The organism is Rhodanobacter hydrolyticus, from assembly GCF_044904645.1.
This window is the reverse complement of the sequence record NZ_JADIKK010000008.1, coordinates 4575958-4594508: the sequence shown is the minus strand read 5'-3', so window position 1 is coordinate 4594508 and position 18551 is coordinate 4575958. Positions and strand designations below refer to the sequence as shown.

At 65.5% G+C, this 18551-nt stretch carries 16 protein-coding genes and 1 riboswitch; of the genes, 12 read left to right on the top strand and 4 right to left on the bottom strand.

Annotated elements, in window-relative coordinates; translation table 11 throughout:
- Positions 1–18: 18 nt before the first annotated feature.
- Positions 19–1689, bottom strand: coding sequence for a DNA repair protein RecN (gene recN / locus ISP25_RS23040; RefSeq protein WP_404612014.1), 1671 nt, complete (start codon positions 1687–1689; stop codon positions 19–21).
- A 268-nt stretch (positions 1690–1957) separates the two neighbouring features.
- Between recN and hrcA the strand changes: the two genes are divergently transcribed.
- The 7 genes from hrcA to ISP25_RS23005 all read left to right on the top strand — a co-directional run bounded on the left by hrcA (position 1958) and on the right by ISP25_RS23005 (position 9586).
- A complete protein-coding gene (gene hrcA, locus ISP25_RS23035; protein ID WP_192157189.1) occupies positions 1958–3019 on the top strand; it encodes a heat-inducible transcriptional repressor HrcA in 1062 nt (353 codons plus the stop codon).
- An 82-nt stretch (positions 3020–3101) separates the two neighbouring features.
- Positions 3102–3626 carry a nucleotide exchange factor GrpE gene (gene grpE, locus ISP25_RS23030; protein WP_192157191.1) on the top strand — a complete coding sequence of 175 codons (525 nt, stop codon included), beginning with the start codon at positions 3102–3104 and terminating at the stop codon, positions 3624–3626.
- Positions 3627–3748: 122 nt separating this feature from the next.
- A complete protein-coding gene (dnaK, locus tag ISP25_RS23025; RefSeq protein WP_404612011.1) occupies positions 3749–5665 on the top strand; it encodes a molecular chaperone DnaK in 1917 nt (638 codons plus the stop codon).
- Between the two features lie 124 nt (positions 5666–5789).
- Positions 5790–6368, top strand: a complete 579-nt coding sequence (locus tag ISP25_RS23020) for a TMEM175 family protein (RefSeq protein ID WP_404612009.1) — start codon at positions 5790–5792, stop codon at positions 6366–6368.
- A complete protein-coding gene (gene dnaJ, locus ISP25_RS23015) occupies positions 6365–7486 on the top strand; it encodes a molecular chaperone DnaJ (protein ID WP_192157197.1) in 1122 nt (373 codons plus the stop codon). The genes ISP25_RS23020 and dnaJ overlap by 4 nt, the downstream gene beginning before the upstream one ends.
- A 45-nt stretch (positions 7487–7531) precedes the next feature.
- Positions 7532–8329 (top strand): 4-hydroxy-tetrahydrodipicolinate reductase, encoded by a 798-nt coding sequence (gene dapB, locus ISP25_RS23010; RefSeq protein ID WP_404612007.1) that lies wholly within the window; start codon positions 7532–7534, stop codon positions 8327–8329.
- A gap of 44 nt (positions 8330–8373) precedes the next feature.
- Positions 8374–8563: riboswitch (yybP-ykoY riboswitch) on the top strand.
- An 18-nt stretch (positions 8564–8581) separates the two neighbouring features.
- Positions 8582–9586, top strand: coding sequence for a sodium:calcium antiporter (locus tag ISP25_RS23005; RefSeq protein WP_404612005.1), 1005 nt, complete (start codon positions 8582–8584; stop codon positions 9584–9586).
- A gap of 7 nt (positions 9587–9593) precedes the next feature.
- Here the strand turns inward: ISP25_RS23005 and ISP25_RS23000 are convergent, their stop codons facing one another.
- Positions 9594–10289, bottom strand: coding sequence for a 2OG-Fe(II) oxygenase family protein (locus ISP25_RS23000; RefSeq protein WP_404612003.1), 696 nt, complete (start codon positions 10287–10289; stop codon positions 9594–9596).
- A gap of 215 nt (positions 10290–10504) precedes the next feature.
- Here ISP25_RS23000 and carA point away from each other — a divergent pair, with 215 nt between their 5' ends.
- From carA to ISP25_RS22975, 5 genes are all read left to right on the top strand, one after another.
- Positions 10505–11647, top strand: coding sequence for a glutamine-hydrolyzing carbamoyl-phosphate synthase small subunit (gene carA / locus ISP25_RS22995; RefSeq protein WP_192157205.1), 1143 nt, complete (start codon positions 10505–10507; stop codon positions 11645–11647).
- A gap of 1 nt (position 11648) precedes the next feature.
- Positions 11649–14876, top strand: coding sequence for a carbamoyl-phosphate synthase large subunit (gene carB, locus ISP25_RS22990; RefSeq protein ID WP_192157207.1), 3228 nt, complete (start codon positions 11649–11651; stop codon positions 14874–14876).
- Positions 14873–15352 carry a transcription elongation factor GreA gene (gene greA, locus ISP25_RS22985; RefSeq protein WP_192157209.1) on the top strand — a complete coding sequence of 160 codons (480 nt, stop codon included), beginning with the start codon at positions 14873–14875 and terminating at the stop codon, positions 15350–15352. The genes carB and greA overlap by 4 nt, the downstream gene beginning before the upstream one ends.
- A 70-nt stretch (positions 15353–15422) precedes the next feature.
- Complete coding sequence (locus tag ISP25_RS22980) at positions 15423–16628, top strand: MGDG synthase family glycosyltransferase (RefSeq protein ID WP_404612000.1); 1206 nt, start codon at positions 15423–15425, stop codon at positions 16626–16628.
- 53 nt (positions 16629–16681) lie between these two features.
- Positions 16682–17158 carry a hypothetical protein gene (locus ISP25_RS22975; protein WP_404611998.1) on the top strand — a complete coding sequence of 159 codons (477 nt, stop codon included), beginning with the start codon at positions 16682–16684 and terminating at the stop codon, positions 17156–17158.
- Positions 17159–17328: 170 nt separating this feature from the next.
- On the opposite strand, the gene ykgO is transcribed toward ISP25_RS22975, so the two are convergent.
- Positions 17329–17454, bottom strand: a complete 126-nt coding sequence (gene ykgO / locus ISP25_RS22970; protein ID WP_007080705.1) for a type B 50S ribosomal protein L36 — start codon at positions 17452–17454, stop codon at positions 17329–17331.
- Positions 17455–17516: 62 nt separating this feature from the next.
- Positions 17517–18431 (bottom strand): LysR substrate-binding domain-containing protein, encoded by a 915-nt coding sequence (locus ISP25_RS22965; protein WP_192157215.1) that lies wholly within the window; start codon positions 18429–18431, stop codon positions 17517–17519.
- Positions 18432–18551: the final 120 nt, after the last annotated feature.

Below are 18551 nucleotides of genomic sequence, written 5' to 3'. Positions count from 1 at the left end.
GTCACGAGTTTCGTGCTCTCAGGCCTGCGCGCGTTCCAGCATCTGCTTCGCGTGAGCCCGCGTTTCGCGGGTGATCTCCACCCCGCCCAGCATGCGGGCCAGTTCGTCGCGTCGGCCATCGGCGCCCAGCCGCTGGATCTGCGTACGGGTGTGGCCGTCGTCGCTGTGTTTGCTCACGAACAGGTGCGCGTGGCCCTGCGCGGCGACCTGGGGCAGGTGAGTGACACACAACACCTGGCGCTGGCCACCCAGTGCACGCAGCTTCTGGCCCACCACCTCGGCCACTGCGCCGCCAATGCCGCTGTCCACTTCGTCGAACACCATGGTGCCCACGCTGTCGTTGCCCAGCGTGGCGACTTCGATGGCGAGGCTGATGCGTGCCAGTTCACCGCCGGAAGCCACCTTGCGCAGCGCCCGCGGCGGCTGTCCGGGATTGGTGCTGACCAGCAGTTCGCAGCGTTCGCGGCCTTGCGGGTCGGGCTCCTCGCCTTCGACAGGTTCCAGTTCAACCACGAGCACGCCGCCGGCCATGCCCAGCTCAGCCATCAATGCGCCGACTTCCTTGCCCAGCTTGTCTGCCGCTTTGCGACGTGACTTGCTTAGCTTGTCTGCTGCCTGCACGTAGTCAGTGCGGGCGCGCTCCCGCTGGACGGCGAGTTGTTCCAGTGCTTCGCCGGCGCCTTCCAGCTCGGCCAGTTCGGTGCGCAACGCCGTGGCCTTGTCGTGCAATTCCGCGATGGGGAGGCGGTGACGGCGGCCGAGTTCATGCAGACGGGCGAGGTGAGCGTCGACTTCGGCGAAGCGCTCGGGGTCGAGATCGACGTCCTGCGCGTAGCGGCCCAGCGTGTCGGCGGCTTCGCCCAACTGGATCATGGCGTTGTCCAGCAGCTCCAGCGCGGGATTCAGCGCTTCGTCCAGCGTGGCCAGCCTGCCCAGCTCGGCATGGGCGCGACCCAGGGCGCGGCGCAGCGCGAATTCGCTGTCGCCGTCCAGCAGCTCGACCACGCCGGCGGCGCCTTCGGCAAGCCGACCGGCGTTGGCTAGGCGCTTGTGGCTGGCTTCGAGTTCGGCCAGCTCGGCGGACGGTAGCGTCCATTGCTCCAGTTCGGCCAGCTCGTGGCGCAACAGTTCCAGCCGCTGTTCGCGATCCGCGCCACCGCTGAGGCGACGGATACGCGCACCCAGGTCGCGCCATTGCGTGGCCAGCTCGCGCACCTGGCCGGCCAGCGAGCCGTGGCCGGCGCAGGCGTCGAGCAGGGCGAGCTGGTGCGCGCGCGAAAGCAGGGCCTGATGCTCGTGCTGGCCATGGATTTCCACCAGCAGGGTGGCGAGTTCGGAAAGCTGGCCGGCGCTGGCGGGACGGCCGTTGATCCATGCGCGCGAGCTGCCTTCGGCGCGGATCACCCGCCGCAACTGGCAGGCTTCGCCATCGTCCAGCTCTTCCTGCGCCAGCCATGCGCGGGCCTCGGGCAGGGCGGCAAGATCGAATTCGGCGGACAGTTCCGCGCGGTCGCTGCCGGCGCGCACCATCCCGCTGTCGGCGCGGGCGCCGGCGAGCAGCAGCAGCGCATCCACCAGCAGCGACTTGCCGGCGCCGGTTTCGCCGCTGACCACGGTGAGGCCGGCGCCGAAATCGACTTCGGCCTGTTCAACGACGGCGAATTGGCGGACATGGAGCGAGATGAGCATGGCGGGCTGACGGCAGTCCGTATGGGATCGGGCGATTGTAATAGGAGCCTGCGCGGCAGATGCCGCAAGGGCCGCAAAGACCGCCGCGCGATCCATCTTTCCGCCACGTTCCTGGTGAACTGTCGAAAAGCGAGGCTCGCGCAGCAGCCCTTTCGCCACAGACGGCTTCGGCCCCGCAGGCTCCATGCCTCCCGCTACAATGCCGCGGCGCTTGCATGACAGGCGCGCAGACCCTATCTCTTGGTCGTCTCACCGATTGCTACTGCGCATGTCCCGTCTCCACTCCCATGAACTCGATGCACGCACCCGGCGCCTGCTGCGCAGCCTGATCGCGCAGTATCTGGTCGATGGCGAGCCGGTGGGGTCGCGCACGCTGTCGCGATCGTCGGGTCTGGACGTGAGCCCGGCGACCATCCGCAACATCATGGCCGACCTCGAGGAGGCTGGCCTGGTCGCCTCGCCGCATACTTCGGCGGGGCGTATTCCCACGCCGCGCGGCCTGCGCCTGTTCGTGGACAGCCTGATCGAATTGCAGCCGTTGCCGCACGAGGAAATGGCTCGCCTGCAGCGTGAATTGCCGCCGGGGCAGACCACCACACGCGACCTGTTGGGCAATGCCTCGGCCCTGTTGTCGGCGATGACCCGTTTCGCCGGCGTGGTGACCGTACCGCGACAGGTGGATTTCCCGCTGCGCCACCTCGATTTCGTGCCGCTGCCGGACGCACGGGTGCTGGTGATCCTGGTGTTTTCCGACAACCAGGTGCAGAACCGCGTGGTGCAATTGGCCAAACCGTTGGAGGGTCGCGAGCTGGAGCAGGCGGCGAACTACATCAATACCCATTTCGTCGGCCTGCGCGTGGACGATATCCGCGCCCACCTGCTGGCCGAACTGCGTGCCGCAGGCAGCGAGCTGAACCGGCTGGTGGCGAATGCCACCGAGCTGGCCACGGCCTCGTTCGCGCCACACGCCGACGGCGACGACGTGCTGGTCAGCGGGCAGACCAACCTGATGGCTTGCGCCGAGCTGGCCGACCTGCAACGACTGCGCGAGCTGTTCGAAGCGTTCCAGCAGAAGAACGGGCTGCTGCAGTTGATGGAGTCGTGCGCGCGGGCGCCCGGCGTGCGGCTGTTCATCGGCGAGGAATCCGGTTTCGCCGCGCTCGACGGTTGCAGCGTGGTTACCGCCAGCTATGGCACGCCGGGGCGGGTGCTGGGCGCGGTGGGCGTGATCGGCCCCACGCGCATGGCCTATGAGCGGGTGATCCCGGTGGTGCAGGCCACCGCCGGGCTGCTCAGCGATGCCTTGAATCGAGCCGCGACGGCCTCATAAGTCGCCACGGGAGCGGGTTTGCCCGCATTTTTTGGATGGGTCGGCGCAGATGGCCGGCCACGGACGAGGTTTGGAGTCACTCATGCAGAACAACGACCAGCACCCGGCACCGGACGCCGATGCCGTCAGCGCGGCGAACAGTGCCGACGTGGAAGCGCTAAAGGCTCGCGTGGCCGAACTGGAGGCGGAAAAGATCGAGCAGCGCGAGTCCGTGCTGCGGGAGAAGGCCGAACTGGAAAACCAGCGCCGCCGTCTGCACCGCGATCTGGAACAGGCCCGCCGCTTCGCCAACGAGAAGCTGCTGAACGAGCTGCTGCCGGTATTCGATGGCCTGGAAGGCGGCCTGGCGGTGGAAACCGCCGATGTGGCGGCGATGCGCCAGGGTCTCGGCCTCACCCTGAAGTCCCTGCTCAAGGTGGGCGAGAACCATGGCCTGGCACAGGTCGATCCGCTGGGTCAGCCGCTCGACCCCGAACGCCACCATGCAGTGAGCATGGTCGAGTCGCCTGGCGCGGAGGCCGGCACCGTGGTCAGCGTGCTGCAGAAGGGCTATGTGTTGAACGATCGCCTGCTGCGCCCCGCCCTGGTGGCCGTGGCGAAGGACTGAACAACGCGTCACCGGACGCGACACATCCGGAGCTCCGTCGGTATTGATTCGCCGTACGCGGGCCCCATCTGGAAAACCATTGCGCGGCCATGGGGCCGCATACGAGATTCGGGAGCTAACACATGGGCAAGATCATCGGCATCGACCTGGGTACCACCAATTCCTGCGTGTCCGTGATGGACGGCAGCACCACCAAGGTCATCGAGAATTCGGAAGGCGATCGCACCACGCCGTCCATCGTCGCCTTCAGCAAGGACGGCGAGGTGCTGGTCGGCGCGCCGGCCAAGCGCCAGGGCGTGACCAACCCCAAGAACACCTTCTATGCGGTGAAGCGCCTGATCGGCCGCAAGTTCACCGACGCCGAAGTGCAGAAGGACATCCACATCGTGCCCTACGCCATTGTCGCCAACGACAACGGTGATGCCTGGGTGGCGACCGCCGACGGCAAGAAGATGGCGCCGCCGGAAGTCTCCGCGAAGGTGCTGATGAAGATGAAGAAGACCGCCGAGGACTATCTCGGCGAGCCGGTCACCGAGGCTGTCATCACGGTGCCCGCCTACTTCAACGACAGCCAGCGCCAGGCCACCAAGGACGCCGGCCGCATCGCCGGTCTGGAAGTGAAGCGCATCATCAACGAGCCGACCGCGGCCGCGCTGGCTTACGGCCTGGACAAGAAGGGCGGCGATCGCAAGATTGCGGTGTACGACCTGGGCGGCGGTACCTTCGACGTGTCGATCATTGAGATCGCCGAGGTCGACGGCGAGAAGCAGTTCGAAGTGCTGGCCACCAACGGCGATACCTTTCTCGGTGGCGAAGACTTCGACATGCGCGTCATCGACTACCTGGTCGAGGAGTTCCAGAAGGACCAGGGCATCGACCTGCGCAAGGATCCGCTGGCCCTGCAGCGCCTGAAGGACGCCGCCGAGCGCGCGAAGATCGAGCTGTCCTCGTCGCACCAGACCGAGGTGAACCTGCCGTACGTGACGGCCGACGCCTCCGGCCCCAAGCACCTCAACATCAAGCTCACCCGCGCCAAGCTGGAAGCGCTGGTGGAAGACCTGGTCAAGCGCACCATCGAACCCTGCCGCACCGCGCTCAACGACGCCGGCCTGCGCGTGTCCGACATCGACGAGGTGATCCTGGTCGGCGGTCAGACCCGCATGCCCAAGGTGCAGGAGTCGGTGAAGGACTTCTTCGGCAAGGAGCCGCGCAAGGACGTCAACCCGGATGAGGCCGTCGCTGTGGGCGCCGCGATCCAGGGTGGCGTGCTGGGCGGTTCGGTCAAGGACGTGCTGCTGCTCGACGTCACCCCGCTGTCGCTGGGCATCGAGACCATGGGCGGCGTGATGACCAAGCTGATCGAGAAGAACACCACCGTGCCGACCAAGGCGGCGCAGACGTTCTCCACCGCCGACGACAACCAGACCGCAGTGACCGTGCACGTGCTGCAAGGCGAGCGCGAGCGCGCCAACGCCAACAAGTCGCTGGGCAAGTTCGACCTGCAAGGCATCGAGCCGGCGCCGCGCGGCATGCCGCAGATCGAGGTGACCTTCGACATCGACGCCAACGGCATCCTGCACGTGTCGGCCAAGGACAAGAAGACCGGCAAGGAGCAGAAGATCGAGATCAAGGCGGGTTCGGGCCTCTCCGAGGAGGAGATCGCCCGCATGGTGGCCGACGCCGAAGCGAACAAGGAAGAAGACAAGAAGTTCCACGAGCTGGTGAGCACCCGCAACAAGGCCGATCAGCTCGTGCACGCCACCCGCAGCGCGCTGAAGGAACACGGCGGCAAGGTCGGCGCGCAGATCGGCAGCATCGAAGAGGCGCTGTCGGAGCTGGAAAAGGTCAAGGACGGCGATGACAAGGCGCTGATCGAGTCGAAGATCTCCAAGCTCGAGCAGGCTGCCCAGGCGCTGCAGGAGGCCGCCCAGGGTCAGGGCCCGGCCGATGCGGGTGCGCAGCCCGGCCCGCACGGGTCGGCCCAGCCCGACGACGTGGTCGATGCCGAGTTCACCGAAGTGAAGGACGACAAGAAGTAACCGTACCTAGAACCGGAACGGGCGCCGCGCGAGCGGCGCTCGTTTTTGAAAGTGCGGCCAAGGTGGCGCCCGTTTGACTTTCGCGTTCATGGATGAGCGCACAAGCTTTCTCGAGGGGAAGGTGATGGACAAGGGGCGCCTGGAAGCCTTCAGCGACGGTGTGCTGGCCATCATCATCACCATCATGGTGCTTGAGCTGAAGGTGCCGCACGGCGCAGGCTGGGACGTGCTGGCCGCGCAATGGCCGGTGTTCCTCAGTTACGTGCTGAGCTTCGTCTACGTGGGCATCTACTGGAACAACCACCACCATTTCCTGCATGCGGCGAAGCGGGTGGACGGCAGCGTGCTGTGGGCCAACCTGCATCTGCTGTTTTGGTTGTCCCTGATGCCGGTGACCACGGGGTGGATGGGCGAAAACCAGTTCGCCCGGTTGCCGGTGGCGGTCTACGGTTTCGTGTTGCTGATGTGCGCCATCGCCTGGCTGCCGCTGCAATACGGCCTGATCTGCGCCAACGGCGGCAAGACCTCGCTGTTGGCGCAAGCGGTGGGTGGCGACTGGAAAGGCAAGGTCGCCGTCGCCATGTATCTGGGTGGCATCCTGCTGGCCTTCGTGGCGCCGTGGGTGTCGTGTCTGTTTTATGCCACGGTGGCAGCGATCTGGTTCATTCCTGATCGGCGCATCGAATCGCGGATCAAGCAATGAGCAAGCGTGATTACTACGAAGTCCTGAGTGTCGAACGTACCGTCACCGAGGTCGAGCTGAAGAAATCCTTCCGCCGCCTGGCGATGAAGTACCACCCCGACCGCAATCCCGACGATCCCGCGGCGCAGGAGAAGTTCAAGGAGGCCAAGGAGGCCTACGAGGTGCTTTCCGACGCGCAGAAGCGCGCCATGTACGACCAGTACGGACATGCGGCCTTCGAGGGCGGCATGGGCGGCCGCGGTGGCGGCGGTTTCGGGGACATGGGCGACATCTTCGGCGACATCTTCGGCGACATCTTCGGCGGTGGGCGCAGTCGTCAGCCGCGACGCGGCGCAGACCTGCGCTACATCATGGAACTCGACCTCGAAGAAGCCGTGTTCGGCATCGAGCGCAAGATCGAGATTCCGTCACAGGTCAACTGCCACCACTGCAACGGCAGCGGCTCGGACGATGGCAAGACCACGCAATGCAAGACCTGCCACGGTCACGGCCGCGTGCGCATGCAGAACGGCATCTTTTCGATCCAGCAGGCCTGTCCGCATTGCGGCGGCAGCGGCCAGGTCATCGAGAAGCCCTGCAAGAAGTGCCACGGTGAAGGCCGGTTGGAAGAAACCCGCACGCTGTCGGTGAAGATCCCCGCCGGCGTGGACAACGGCGACCGCATCCGCCTTACCGGGCAGGGCGAAGCCGGCCCGGCAGGCACGCCGGCGGGCGACCTCTATGTGGAAGTGCGCGTGCGCGAGCATTCGATCTTCCAGCGCGAGGGCAACGATCTTTACTGCGAAGTGCCGATCCGCTTCTCGCAGGCGGCGCTGGGCGCGGAACTGCCGGTGCCCACGCTGGAAGGCGAGGTGCCGATCACCATTCCGCCGGAGACGCAGACCGGCCAGAGCTTCCGCTTGCGCGGGCGTGGCGTGAAGTCGGTGCGCAACGGCCGCGCCGGGGACCTGATCTGCCGCGTGGTGGTGGAGACCCCGGTCCGCCTCACCAAGCAGCAGCGCGAATTGCTCGAGCAGCTCGAAGCCAGCTTCAACGACGGCAAGGCCGAAGAACACATGCCGCGCGCGCACAACTGGTTCGACGGCGTGAAACAGTTCTGGTCGAAGGTGACTTCGTAAGCTAACTTTGGACGTCCGTTTGCCGTTTCTGCCGGGATGTCCATCATGACCAGTTCGCCGATCCGCCTCGCCATCAGCGGCGCCTCCGGCCGCATGGGCCAGGCCTTGCTGTCGCTGTTGCATGCCGATGGCCGGTACGAGCTGGCGCATGCGGTGGTGTCGCCGGGCTCGGTGCATGACGGCGAGCCCGTCTGGCTGGGGCAGGGCCTGCGCTATGCGCACGATTGGTCGCGCGCGCCTGTCCTCGACGTGGTGGTCGACTTCAGCGGTCCCGTCGGTCTGGCGGCAGCGCTGGACCATTGTCTCGCGCACGGCATTCCCCTGGTGAGCGGCACCACCGGACTCGACGCTGCCCTGCTGGCACGACTGGACGCCGCCGGGGCACGCATCGCGCTGCTGCGCGCGGCGAACTTCAGCCTGGGCGTGGCACTGCTGACGCGTCTGCTGCGCGAGGCCGCTGCTGCGGTGCCGGAATGGGATCTGGAAATCGTCGAAGCCCATCATGGGCGCAAGCAGGATGCGCCTTCGGGCACAGCGCTGGCGCTGGGGCAGGCTGCTGCTGCTGCGCGCAGCACCACACTGGAAGCCGCGGCGGTATACAGCCGCGAAGGTCGCACGGGCGAACGCGTTCCCGGAAGCATCGGTTTTGCCGTGGTGCGCGGAGGCGACATCGTAGGCGAGCATCAGGCGCTGCTGGTGGGGCCGGGCGAGCGGCTGGAGCTGGGGCATCGTGCGACCGACCGCACGATCTTCGCCCGTGGGGCGCTGCAGGCGGCACGGTGGCTGATCGGTCGCGCCTCCGGACACTGGCGGCTGGAAGACGTGCTCGCTCCGCCGGTTTGACCACGCAAAAACTTGCCATGTCCAGCGGTGGTCGCTAGCATCGCCAGCCTGTCATTGGGGAGTAGCCAGCCTCTTCCCCGAGGCGTTCGCATCAACAGACTTGGTTGCCCTCGCGGCGCCATGGTGCGAACGGTAGGCGTCGCCTTCGACGCCTTGCCCGGCGAGACCTTTGGCCAGCGATGCGTTCACCCGGCCGGGCGAACGCGTGTCGTTGCGCCATGGGTTCACCTGTTCGCCCGGCCTGTGCATCCCATGCTGCTTATCCTCATCCTGTTCTTTGCCTCGGCGGGCGCGATCTATCTCGCCTGCGAATACTTCGTCAATGGCGTCGAATGGCTGGGTCGCAGGCTCAAGCTAGGCGCCACGGCTACCGGTACCGTGCTGGCTGCGTTCGGCACCGCCCTGCCGGAGAGCGCCGTCACCTTCGTCGCGGTCGTCTTCGGCAAGACGCCTGCAGTGCGTGACATCGGCGTGGGTGCGGCGATGGGTGGGCCGCTGGTATTGGCCACCATCGCCTATGCCGTGGTCGGTGTCGCGTTGTGGCTGCATCGCAGGCGCTTGCAACGCACTGACGGGCTGGTGCGGGTCGATCATCGACGGCTGGCCCGCGACCAGGGATGGTTCCTGGCGATCTTCGCGCTCAAGGTCGGCCTTGGCCTGGTGGCTTTTGCCTTCAAGCCTGCGTTCGGCGGGGTGTTCCTGCTGGCCTATGCACTCTACGTGTGGCGCGAAGTGCGCAGCGGGGACACGGCACCCGTTGAAGAGGAGCTGGAGCCGCTTAAGTTGCGCCCGGGTCAGGCGGAGCCCTCGTTGGCGTGGGCGCTGCTGCAAACGGTGGCCGCGCTCGTGGTGATCGCGGCGGCCTCGCGTGTGTTTGTGGGCCAACTGGAAGCCATCGGCGTATTGCTCGCCTGGCCGCCGCATCTGGTGGCGCTGGTGTTGAGCCCGGTGGCGACCGAGTTGCCGGAGACGCTCAATGCGCTGATCTGGGTGCGCCAGGGCAAGGAGCGTTTGGCGCTGGCCAACATCTCCGGCGCCATGATGATCCAGGCCACCATCCCCAGCGCGCTGGCGATCTTTGCCACGCCCTGGCTGTTCGATACACCGCTGATCGTGTCCGGCGCGCTCACTGCCACCGCCATTGCTTACCTATGGTGGCTCTTCCGGCGCGGTCGCGCGGACGCGCGCCGGCTGTTGCCCGTAGGTTTGCTGTATGGCGTGTTCGCCGCCTATGTGATCTGGCATTTCACCCGCTGAGGGGTGATCAGTCCCGGTGCGCGGCGTTGCGGTCGCGGCCGGCGCCGTACTGCGTGTCCAGCTTGCCGAACAGCTTCTTGAACAGGCGAGAGAACTTGCCGCGCTTGGTCTTGCGCAGCTTTTCCTCCTCGCTGGTAAGCCAGGCCACCTGGATCACCCGGCGCTCGCCCTCGTAGGGCAGGTGGCCATGGAAGGAGTTGTCGCAGCGCTTGAACACGGCGAACTCGCCGTACAGCGGCGGCAGCTCGGGTGCCACGGTGGAGTCGATATCGTCGATCTTGCCCAGGAAGCGCAGGCAGCCATCGCTGGTGTCGGGCCACTGCGGGTTGAGGTAGAGCAGGGCAGTGGCCACCTTGGACTTGCTGTCGGTGTGGATGGTGCCGTGGCGCTTGTTGAGCAGGCGGCACAGCGTCACCAGGGTCGGATATTGGCCGAGATTGTCGATGCCCAGTTTTTTGCCAACCAGGGTGGCGAAGTCTGGCGTGGTGAGTTGTTCGACTAGTGCATTGATCGTAGGGCCGCAATCGGCCGGATCCCACGGGAAGAAGCCGGCGCTGGGGTAGCGTGGGAAATCGCGACCCAGGTCACCGCGCGCGTCATCGGGCAACTGGCCATGGGCCACCATGAAGGGGAACGGCTCTCGCTGCACCAGCGTGTCCGGGCGATCGAAACGTGCGGCATCGAGCAGGGCGTCCGGACTCATGGTTGGGCCTTAGCTTCCTTGGGAAAACGTCCTGGCAGTGTAACGTCGTGAGGAGTTGTGACGTTGACGAGAGTGCGAGATCTGCCTCTGCCAAAGTGGACAGCAAGCGCCTTGACGCCTATCATTGTTACCCGCCCGAACGTCCTCCCCTCCAAGGTTCTCAAGCCTGCTTTTCGCGGCTTGCGGACTTTGCTGCACCTGAAAGGCGGTTCCCCATGCCCATTCCTGCTCTGCTTGCCCTCGAAGACGGCAGCGTGTTCCACGGCCACGCCGTGGGCGCCACCGGCGAAACCGTCGGTGAGGTGGTTTTCAACACCGCCATGACGGGGTACCAGGAGATCCTCACCGATCCCTCGTACTCACGCCAGCTTGTCACTCTTACCTATCCGCACATCGGCAATACCGGCATCAATGCTGAGGACGCCGAGTCCACTGCCGTGCATGCCGCCGGCCTGATCGTGCGCGACGTGCCGCGCCGCGCCAGCAACTGGCGCAGCAGCGAAACTCTGCCGGATTACCTGAAGCGCCACGGCATCGTCGCCATCGCCGGCATCGACACACGCCGGCTCACCCGCATCCTGCGCGACAAGGGCGCGCTCAGCGGTTGCATCCTGGCCGGCGAGACGATCGACGCCGAGGCCGCGCTGGCGAAGGCGCGCGCCTTCCCCGGCCTCAACGGCATGGACCTGGCCAAGGTGGTCAGTGTCACCCAGTCGTATCCGTGGAACGAAGGGGTCTACGACCTCGACCACACCCGCTTCAACCAGCCAGCCAGGCGCTTCAAGGTCGTGGCCTACGACTTCGGCGCCAAGCACAACATCCTGCGTCTGCTGGCCGAGCAGGGCTGCGACATCACCGTGGTGCCTGCACAGACGCCTGCCGCCGAGGTGCTGGCCGTGAAGCCCGATGGCGTGTTCCTCTCCAACGGTCCCGGCGACCCGGCCGCTTGCGATTACGCGATCGCCGCCACCAAGGTTTTCCTTGACGCGAAGATCCCGCTGTTCGGCATCTGCCTCGGCCACCAGATCATGGGTCTGGCGCTGGGCGCGAAGACGCTGAAGATGAAGTTCGGCCACCACGGTGCCAACCATCCGGTGAAGGACATGGACGACGGCCGCGTGCTGATCACCTCGCAGAACCACGGCTTTGCCGTCGACCCGGCCACGCTGCCGGGCAACGTGCGCGTCACCCACACCTCGTTGTTCGACGGTTCGCTGCAGGGCTTCGCGCTCACCGACCGTCCGGCCTTCTGCTTCCAGGGGCACCCGGAAGCGAGCCCTGGACCGCACGACATCGGTTATCTCTTCGACAGGTTTGCAAAGATGATGTCCGACAAGCTGATGCAGGAGGCCCGCTGAGATGGCCAAGCGTACCGATATCAAGAGCATCCTCATCATCGGTGCCGGCCCGATCGTCATCGGCCAGGCCTGCGAGTTCGACTACTCCGGCGCGCAGGCCTGCAAGGCGCTGAAGGAAGAGGGTTACCGCGTCATCCTGGTGAACTCCAACCCCGCCACGATCATGACCGACCCGGAGACGGCCGACGCCGTCTACATCGAGCCGATCAACTGGCAGACGGTGGAGCGCATCATCGCCAAGGAGCGCCCGGATGCGGTGCTGCCCACCATGGGCGGACAGACCGGCCTCAACTGCGCGCTCGACCTCGCCGACAACGGCGTGCTGGAGAAGTACAACGTCGAGCTGATCGGTGCGTCGCGCGAAGCCATCCGCATGGCCGAAGACCGCGAGCTGTTCCGCGTCGCCATGAAGGAAATCGGGCTGGAATGCCCGAAGGCCGAGGTGGTCCGCACGTTCGAGCAGGCGCTGGTGACGCAGGCGAAGGTGGGGTATCCCACCATCATCCGTCCGAGCTTCACGCTCGGTGGCTCCGGCGGCGGCATCGCGTACAACCGCGAAGAATTCGAAGAGATCGTCAAGCGCGGACTCGATCTTTCGCCGGTGGGCGAAGTGCTGGTCGAGGAATCCGTGCTCGGCTGGAAGGAATTCGAGATGGAAGTGGTCCGCGACAAGGCGGACAACTGCATCATCGTGTGCTCGATCGAAAACCTCGACCCGATGGGCGTGCACACCGGCGACTCGATCACCGTCGCGCCGGCGCAGACGCTCACCGACAAGGAATACCAGCGCCTGCGCGATGCCTCGATCGCGGTGCTGCGCAAGATCGGCGTGGACACCGGCGGCTCCAACGTGCAGTTCGGCATCAATGCCGAGAACGGCCGCGTGGTGGTCATCGAGATGAACCCGCGCGTGTCGCGTTCGTCCGCGCTCGCCTCCAAGGCCACCGGCTTCCCGATCGCCAAGATCGCGGCGAAGCTGGCCGTGGGCTACACGCTGGACGAACTCAAGAACGACATCACCGGCGGCCTGACCCCGGCGTCGTTCGAGCCGACCATCGACTACGTGGTCACCAAGATCCCGCGTTTCGCGTTCGAGAAGTTCCCGTCGGCTGACGCGCGCCTCACCACCCAGATGAAGTCGGTGGGCGAGGTGATGGCGATGGGTCGCACTTTCCATGAGTCGCTGCAGAAGGCGCTGCGAGGACTGGAAATCGGCAAGACGGGCCTCAACCCGACCGGTCTGGATTTGACCTCCGACGAAGGCATCAACGCGCTCAAGCGCGAGCTGCGCGAGCCGCGTCCGGATCGCGTCTTCCATCTGGCTGACGCGTTCCGCGCCGGCCTGTCCCTGGAAGACGTATATGGCCTCAGCCGGGTCGATCCCTGGTTCCTCGCCGCCTTCGAAGACATCGTGCTGACCGAGAAGGAAGTGCAGCAGCAGGGCGTCACCGCGCTCGACGCGCCGCGCATGCGCGAGCTCAAGCGCATGGGCTTCTCCGACGCTCGCCTGGCCGAATTGCTCGACACCAACGAAGCCGCCATGCGCCATCTGCGTCGCACGCTTGGCGTGCGTCCGGTCTACAAGCGCGTGGATTCCTGCGCGGCTGAATTCGCCACCACCACGGCCTACATGTACTCGACCTACGAGGAAGAGTGCGAAGCCAACCCGACCAACCGCGACAAGATCATCGTGCTGGGCGGCGGTCCCAACCGCATCGGTCAGGGCATCGAGTTCGACTACTGCTGCGTGCACGCGGCACTCGCGCTGCGCGAGGACGGTTTCGAAACCATCATGGTCAACTGCAATCCGGAAACCGTTTCCACCGACTACGACACCTCCGACCGCCTGTATTTCGAGCCGCTCACGCTCGAGGACGTGCTGGAAATCGTGGATCTGGAAAAACCCAAGGGCGTGATCGTGCAGTACGGTGGCCAGACGCCGCTGAAGCTTGCACGTGCGCTTGAAGCTGCCGGCGCGCCAGTGATCGGCACGTCGCCGGACAGCATCGATCTGGCGGAAGACCGCGAGCGCTTCCAGCAGATGATCGAAAAGATCGGCCTGAAGCAGCCGCCGAATCGCACGGCACGCACGCCGGAAGAAGCGCTGGCCTCGGCGCGCGAGATCGGCTATCCGCTGGTGGTGCGCCCGAGCTACGTGCTCGGCGGCCGCGCGATGGAAATCGTCTATAGCGACGCCGATCTTTCGCGCTACATCCGCGACGCGGTGCAGGTGTCCAACGATTCGCCGGTGCTGCTGGACCGCTTCCTCGATCATGCGGTCGAGGTGGACGTGGACATCATCGCCGACGCCGAAGGCAATGTGCTGGTCGGCGGCATCATGGAGCACATCGAGGAAGCGGGCGTGCATTCGGGCGACTCTTCCTGCTCGCTGCCGCCTTACTCGTTGACACCGGAGGTGCAGGACGAGATGCGTCGCCAGGTCACCGCGATGGCGAAGGAACTGAAGGTCATCGGCCTGATGAATACCCAGTTCGCCATCCAGGGCGACACCGTGTTCATCCTCGAAGTGAACCCGCGCGCCTCGCGCACGGTGCCGTTCGTATCGAAGGCCACGGGTGTGCCGCTCGCCAAGATCGCCGCGCGTGCCATGGCTGGACGTTCGCTCAAGGCGCAGGGCGCGACCAAGGAAGTGATTCCGAGCTACTACTCCGTGAAGGAAGCGATCTTCCCGTTCCTGAAGTTCCAGAACGTGGATCCCATCCTCGGCCCCGAAATGCGCTCCACCGGCGAGGTGATGGGTGTGGGCCGCAGCTTTGGCGCAGCCTTTGCCCGCGGCCATGACGCCGCCGGCATCAAGACCCCGCCGAAGGGCAAGGTGTTCGTGTCGGTGCGCGACGCGGACAAGGATCGCCTGCTGCCGGTGGCGCGCGAGGCGCTGGCGAAGGGCTTCAGCCTGGTCGCCACCGAAGGCACGGCGAAATACCTGGCCGAGCAGGGCGTGGCCTGCGAGCGCATCAACAAGGTGGCCGAGGGCCGCCCGCACATCGTCGACCTGATCAAGAACGGCGAGATCGTTTATATCGTCAACACCACCGAGGGCAAGCAGGCCATCGCCGACTCGTTCTCGATCCGGCGCGAGGCCCTGCAGCAGCGCGTCACGTACTCCACCACCGTTGCAGGCGCGCGTGCGCTGGTCCATTCGCTGGACTTCCACAACAGCGCGGATGTGCACAGCCTGCAGGAACTTCACAAGGAATTGAGCGCATGAGCAATCGCGCCCCCATCACCAAGGCAGGGTCGGAACGCCTGCGCGCCGAGCTGGACAGGCTGAAGTCGGAAGATCGCCCGCGCATCATCGCGGCCATCGCCGAGGCGCGTGCGCACGGCGATCTGAAGGAGAACGCGGAATACCACGCCGCGCGCGAGCTGCAGAGCTTCATCGAAGGCCGCATCGGCCAGCTCGAGGCGCTGCTTTCCACCGCGGAGGTGATCGACGTGTCGCGCCTCAACCCGGGCAGCAAGGTGGTGTTCGGCGCCATCGTGGACCTGGCGGACGAAGACAGCGGCGCCGAGGTGACCTACCAGATCGTGGGCGACCTCGAAGCCGACATCAAGCAGGGCCTGATCGCAGTGTCTTCGCCGATCGCGCGCGCCCTGATCGGCAAGAGTGAAGGTGACAGTTTCGAGTTCACCGCACCGAACGGCGTCAAGCATTACGAAATCACAGGCGTGCGCTATTCCTGAATGCTAGGCTGCGGGTTTGTGCGAAACGGCTGGCCACCGAGGTGGCCAGCCTGGCAAGCCAACCGGGGGCGTGGCCGCTCCCGCCGACGGTCACCTGACAACGGTCCGCCCCATGCCGCAGCAGAAAATCCTGTTTCTCAGCGTTTCCGCCGGAGCAGGCCACATGCGGGCCGCCGAGGCCCTGCGCCTGACCGCCGAAGCGGTGCTGCCGCATGTCGAGACCCGGCACCTGGATGCGATGGACTACGTGCCGTCCGCATTCCGCAAGCTCTATACCGATTTCTACATCACGCTGATAAGCAGTTACCCAACCCTGTGGGGGCTGCTCTACCAGCGCAGTTCGGAGGCCGATCCGAATGGGCCGATGCAGAAGCTGCGGCGGGCCATCGAGCGGCTGGGCACGGGCGATCTGCGCAAGGCGATCAATGCGTTTGCGCCGGACGCCATCGTCTGCACGCACTTCCTTCCCGCCGAAATGCTGATGCACGAGATCCGGCGCGAGCGCTTCACGGTGCCAGTGTGGGTCCAGGTCACCGATTTCGATTTGCATGGCATGTGGGTGATTCCGCGCATGACGGGCTTTTTTGCCGCCAGCGATGAGATCGCTTTCCGCATGCAGGCCAACCATATCGAGACGGAGCACATCCACACCACCGGCATTCCGGTGATGCCGGCGTTCACCCAGCCGCAGGACCGCCGGACCTGCGCCGGGCGCTTCGGCCTGGACCCGGCGCGGCAGACGATCATGCTGATGGGCGGCGGTGCCGGGGTCGGCAAGCTCGATGAGGTGGCTGCCACCCTGATGCGGCTCGAAGGGGACTTCCAGCTCGTCGTGCTGGCCGGGCGCAACGAGGCGGCGCTGGCCAAGTTGAAGTTGCTTGCCGCGGAACATCCGGGACGCCTGTTCCCATTCGGCTTCACCAATGAAGTGCCGCAGCTGATGGCCTGCTCGGACCTGGTGATCACCAAGCCGGGCGGGCTGACCACGTCAGAGTGCCTGGCGATGGGCGTGCCGATGGTGGTGTATGCGCCGGTCCCGGGCCAGGAAGAGCGCAACGCGGACTATGTGCTGGAGCAGGGGGCGGCGTTGAAAGCGATAGATCTGGTTTCGCTCGAATACCGCGTGCGCCAGCTGCTGGCCGAGCCCCAGCGCCTGGCGCGGATGCGCGAGCATGCACGTCGCCTCGGCCAGCCGCAGGCGGCGCAGTGTGTACTGCAGATCGTGCAGGCCGAACTCGAAGGCCGGCGGCCAGTAACCGGGTCAGTGGAGCATTGAGCGTGCGCCAGATGGATCAACGATTCCTGCATGCAGGAGAAGACTCTGTTTCCATGCGTCCGCTGGTGCTGGTGCTGACCTTGGGTTGGACCGTGCTGCTGGCTTTCTTCTTCGCAAACGTGGAGATCCAGATCGAAGGCGCCGCCGGCTGGGCGGCGAACCTGCCGACCTGGCGCATCGAGCATCACTGGCTGCTGGATATCTTCTGGGGCGGCCGGCCCATGACCGGATATCACGCATGGCTGTTTCCCTGCATGGGGCTGTTTTTCCATTTTCCGCTGATCTTCGCCGGCCGCTGGAACTGGCGTGCCGAGGCGCGCGTGTTCGCCTGCATCATGCTGTTCTGGATCACCGAGGACTTCCTGTGGTTCGTGCTGAACCCGGCCTATGGCGTAGCGCATTTCGCGCCGCGCTATATTCCATGGCATATCCACTGGTGGGGACCGGCACCCAGTGATTACTGGGTGTCGTTGTCCATATCCGCGGTGTTGTTCTGGTTGTCGTGCCGGCGACCGAAGTTGAAGGCCTGAAGAACGGGCGGTCTGCCTTCCTAGCTCCCGCCTCGTAGTCGGGAACAAAAATATCGCCGAGAGCGATTTTTGACATCGCGCTAGCGCTGGCCGAAAGGTGGCTGCCAGGGATGCGGCCACAAAAAAGGCCGCATCGACGCGGCCTTTCTTATCGACACGTCATGCTGTGCTCAGCGCTGACGAGCCTTGAAACGCGGATTGCTCTTGCAGATCACGAACACCTTGCCGCGACGACGCACGATCTTGCAGTCGCGGTGCCGCGCCTTGGCGGACTTCAACGAGTTAAGCACCTTCACGGCGAGCTCCTGATACCAAACGGAAAAAATCAGCGGGCAAGTATAACCTGCTGAATCGTCAGTCACAAGTTGCCGGAATCGCGGGCGAATTCGTCCACCGTGGACAGGAATTGCGTCAGCACCGGCGATGCCTCGTCGGCTCTGCTGGCGACGGCCAGCAGGAGTTCGGCGCCGTGGTCGGCCAGCGGCACGTAGCTGACCCCTGCTAGATGCACCGCGCGCATCGTCGCCGGCACCAGCGCCACACCCAGGCCGGCGGCCACCAATGCCAGCAGGCCGCTGACCTGTTGGGCCTGCTGCACCGTGCGGGGCTGGAAACCGGCGGCGTTGGCCAGCGTGGTGAGCTTGTCGTGCAGGGTGGCGGCCATCTCGCGTGGCTGCGTGACGAAGGCCGCCCCGGCCACTTCGCTCATGTGCAGCCTGTCGCGGGCGGCCAGCGGATGGCTTGATGGCAGGGCGAGCATCAGTCGCTCACGGTCGATCATGCGCAGCCGCAGTTTGCGGGCGTCTTGCAGGTGGCGGGGTTCGGTGCGCACGAAGCCGACGTCGATCTCGTTGGCCAGAAGGGCGGCGAATTGCGGCGCGTTGTTCATTTCACGCAACTGGACGTCCACGCCTGGCGCCATCTGGCGATGGCGCAGCAAGGTACGGGGCAGGGCGGGGTGGAACGATACCGACAACGTGTAAGCCAGCCGCAGCTGGCCGCTGTGGCCGGCTGCGGCATCAGCGGTTCGAGTGCGAGCCAGCTCGGCCTGGGCGAGGATCTGGCGTGCTTGCTCAAGGAAAACCTTGCCGGGCTCGGTCAGCGCCACCTTGCGCTTGCTTCGTTCCAGCAGCAGGACGCCGAGGTCCCGCTCCAGGGCTTGGATCTGCTGCGAGAGCGGGGGCTGGGAGATGTGCAGGCGGAGCGCCGCGCGCGTGAAGCTCAATTCCTCGGCGACCGTGACGAAGTAGCGCAGCTGGCGGAAGTCAAACATATAGGGATCGCATATAAATATCGATCCAAATATATATTGGATACTTGAATGTGTCGCTCATAAAATGCCCCCGTCCCACCATCCTCCCCCCTCCCCCGATGGTGGCGACCCACGCCTCGC

Coding starts and splice junctions, on each gene's coding strand:
- ISP25_RS23000 (WP_404612003.1), bottom strand. CDS start 10,289: ATGAGTCCGGACGCCCTGCTCGATGCCGCACGTTTCGATCGCCCGGAC.
- dapB (WP_404612007.1), top strand. CDS start 7,532: ATGACCAGTTCGCCGATCCGCCTCGCCATCAGCGGCGCCTCCGGCCGC.
- ISP25_RS22965 (WP_192157215.1), bottom strand. CDS start 18,431: ATGTTTGACTTCCGCCAGCTGCGCTACTTCGTCACGGTCGCCGAGGAA.
- grpE (WP_192157191.1), top strand. CDS start 3,102: ATGCAGAACAACGACCAGCACCCGGCACCGGACGCCGATGCCGTCAGC.
- dnaJ (WP_192157197.1), top strand. CDS start 6,365: ATGAGCAAGCGTGATTACTACGAAGTCCTGAGTGTCGAACGTACCGTC.
- recN (WP_404612014.1), bottom strand. CDS start 1,689: ATGCTCATCTCGCTCCATGTCCGCCAATTCGCCGTCGTTGAACAGGCC.
- greA (WP_192157209.1), top strand. CDS start 14,873: ATGAGCAATCGCGCCCCCATCACCAAGGCAGGGTCGGAACGCCTGCGC.
- carB (WP_192157207.1), top strand. CDS start 11,649: ATGGCCAAGCGTACCGATATCAAGAGCATCCTCATCATCGGTGCCGGC.
- carA (WP_192157205.1), top strand. CDS start 10,505: ATGCCCATTCCTGCTCTGCTTGCCCTCGAAGACGGCAGCGTGTTCCAC.
- hrcA (WP_192157189.1), top strand. CDS start 1,958: ATGTCCCGTCTCCACTCCCATGAACTCGATGCACGCACCCGGCGCCTG.
- ISP25_RS22975 (WP_404611998.1), top strand. CDS start 16,682: ATGCGTCCGCTGGTGCTGGTGCTGACCTTGGGTTGGACCGTGCTGCTG.
- ISP25_RS23005 (WP_404612005.1), top strand. CDS start 8,582: ATGCTGCTTATCCTCATCCTGTTCTTTGCCTCGGCGGGCGCGATCTAT.
- ISP25_RS23020 (WP_404612009.1), top strand. CDS start 5,790: ATGGACAAGGGGCGCCTGGAAGCCTTCAGCGACGGTGTGCTGGCCATC.
- dnaK (WP_404612011.1), top strand. CDS start 3,749: ATGGGCAAGATCATCGGCATCGACCTGGGTACCACCAATTCCTGCGTG.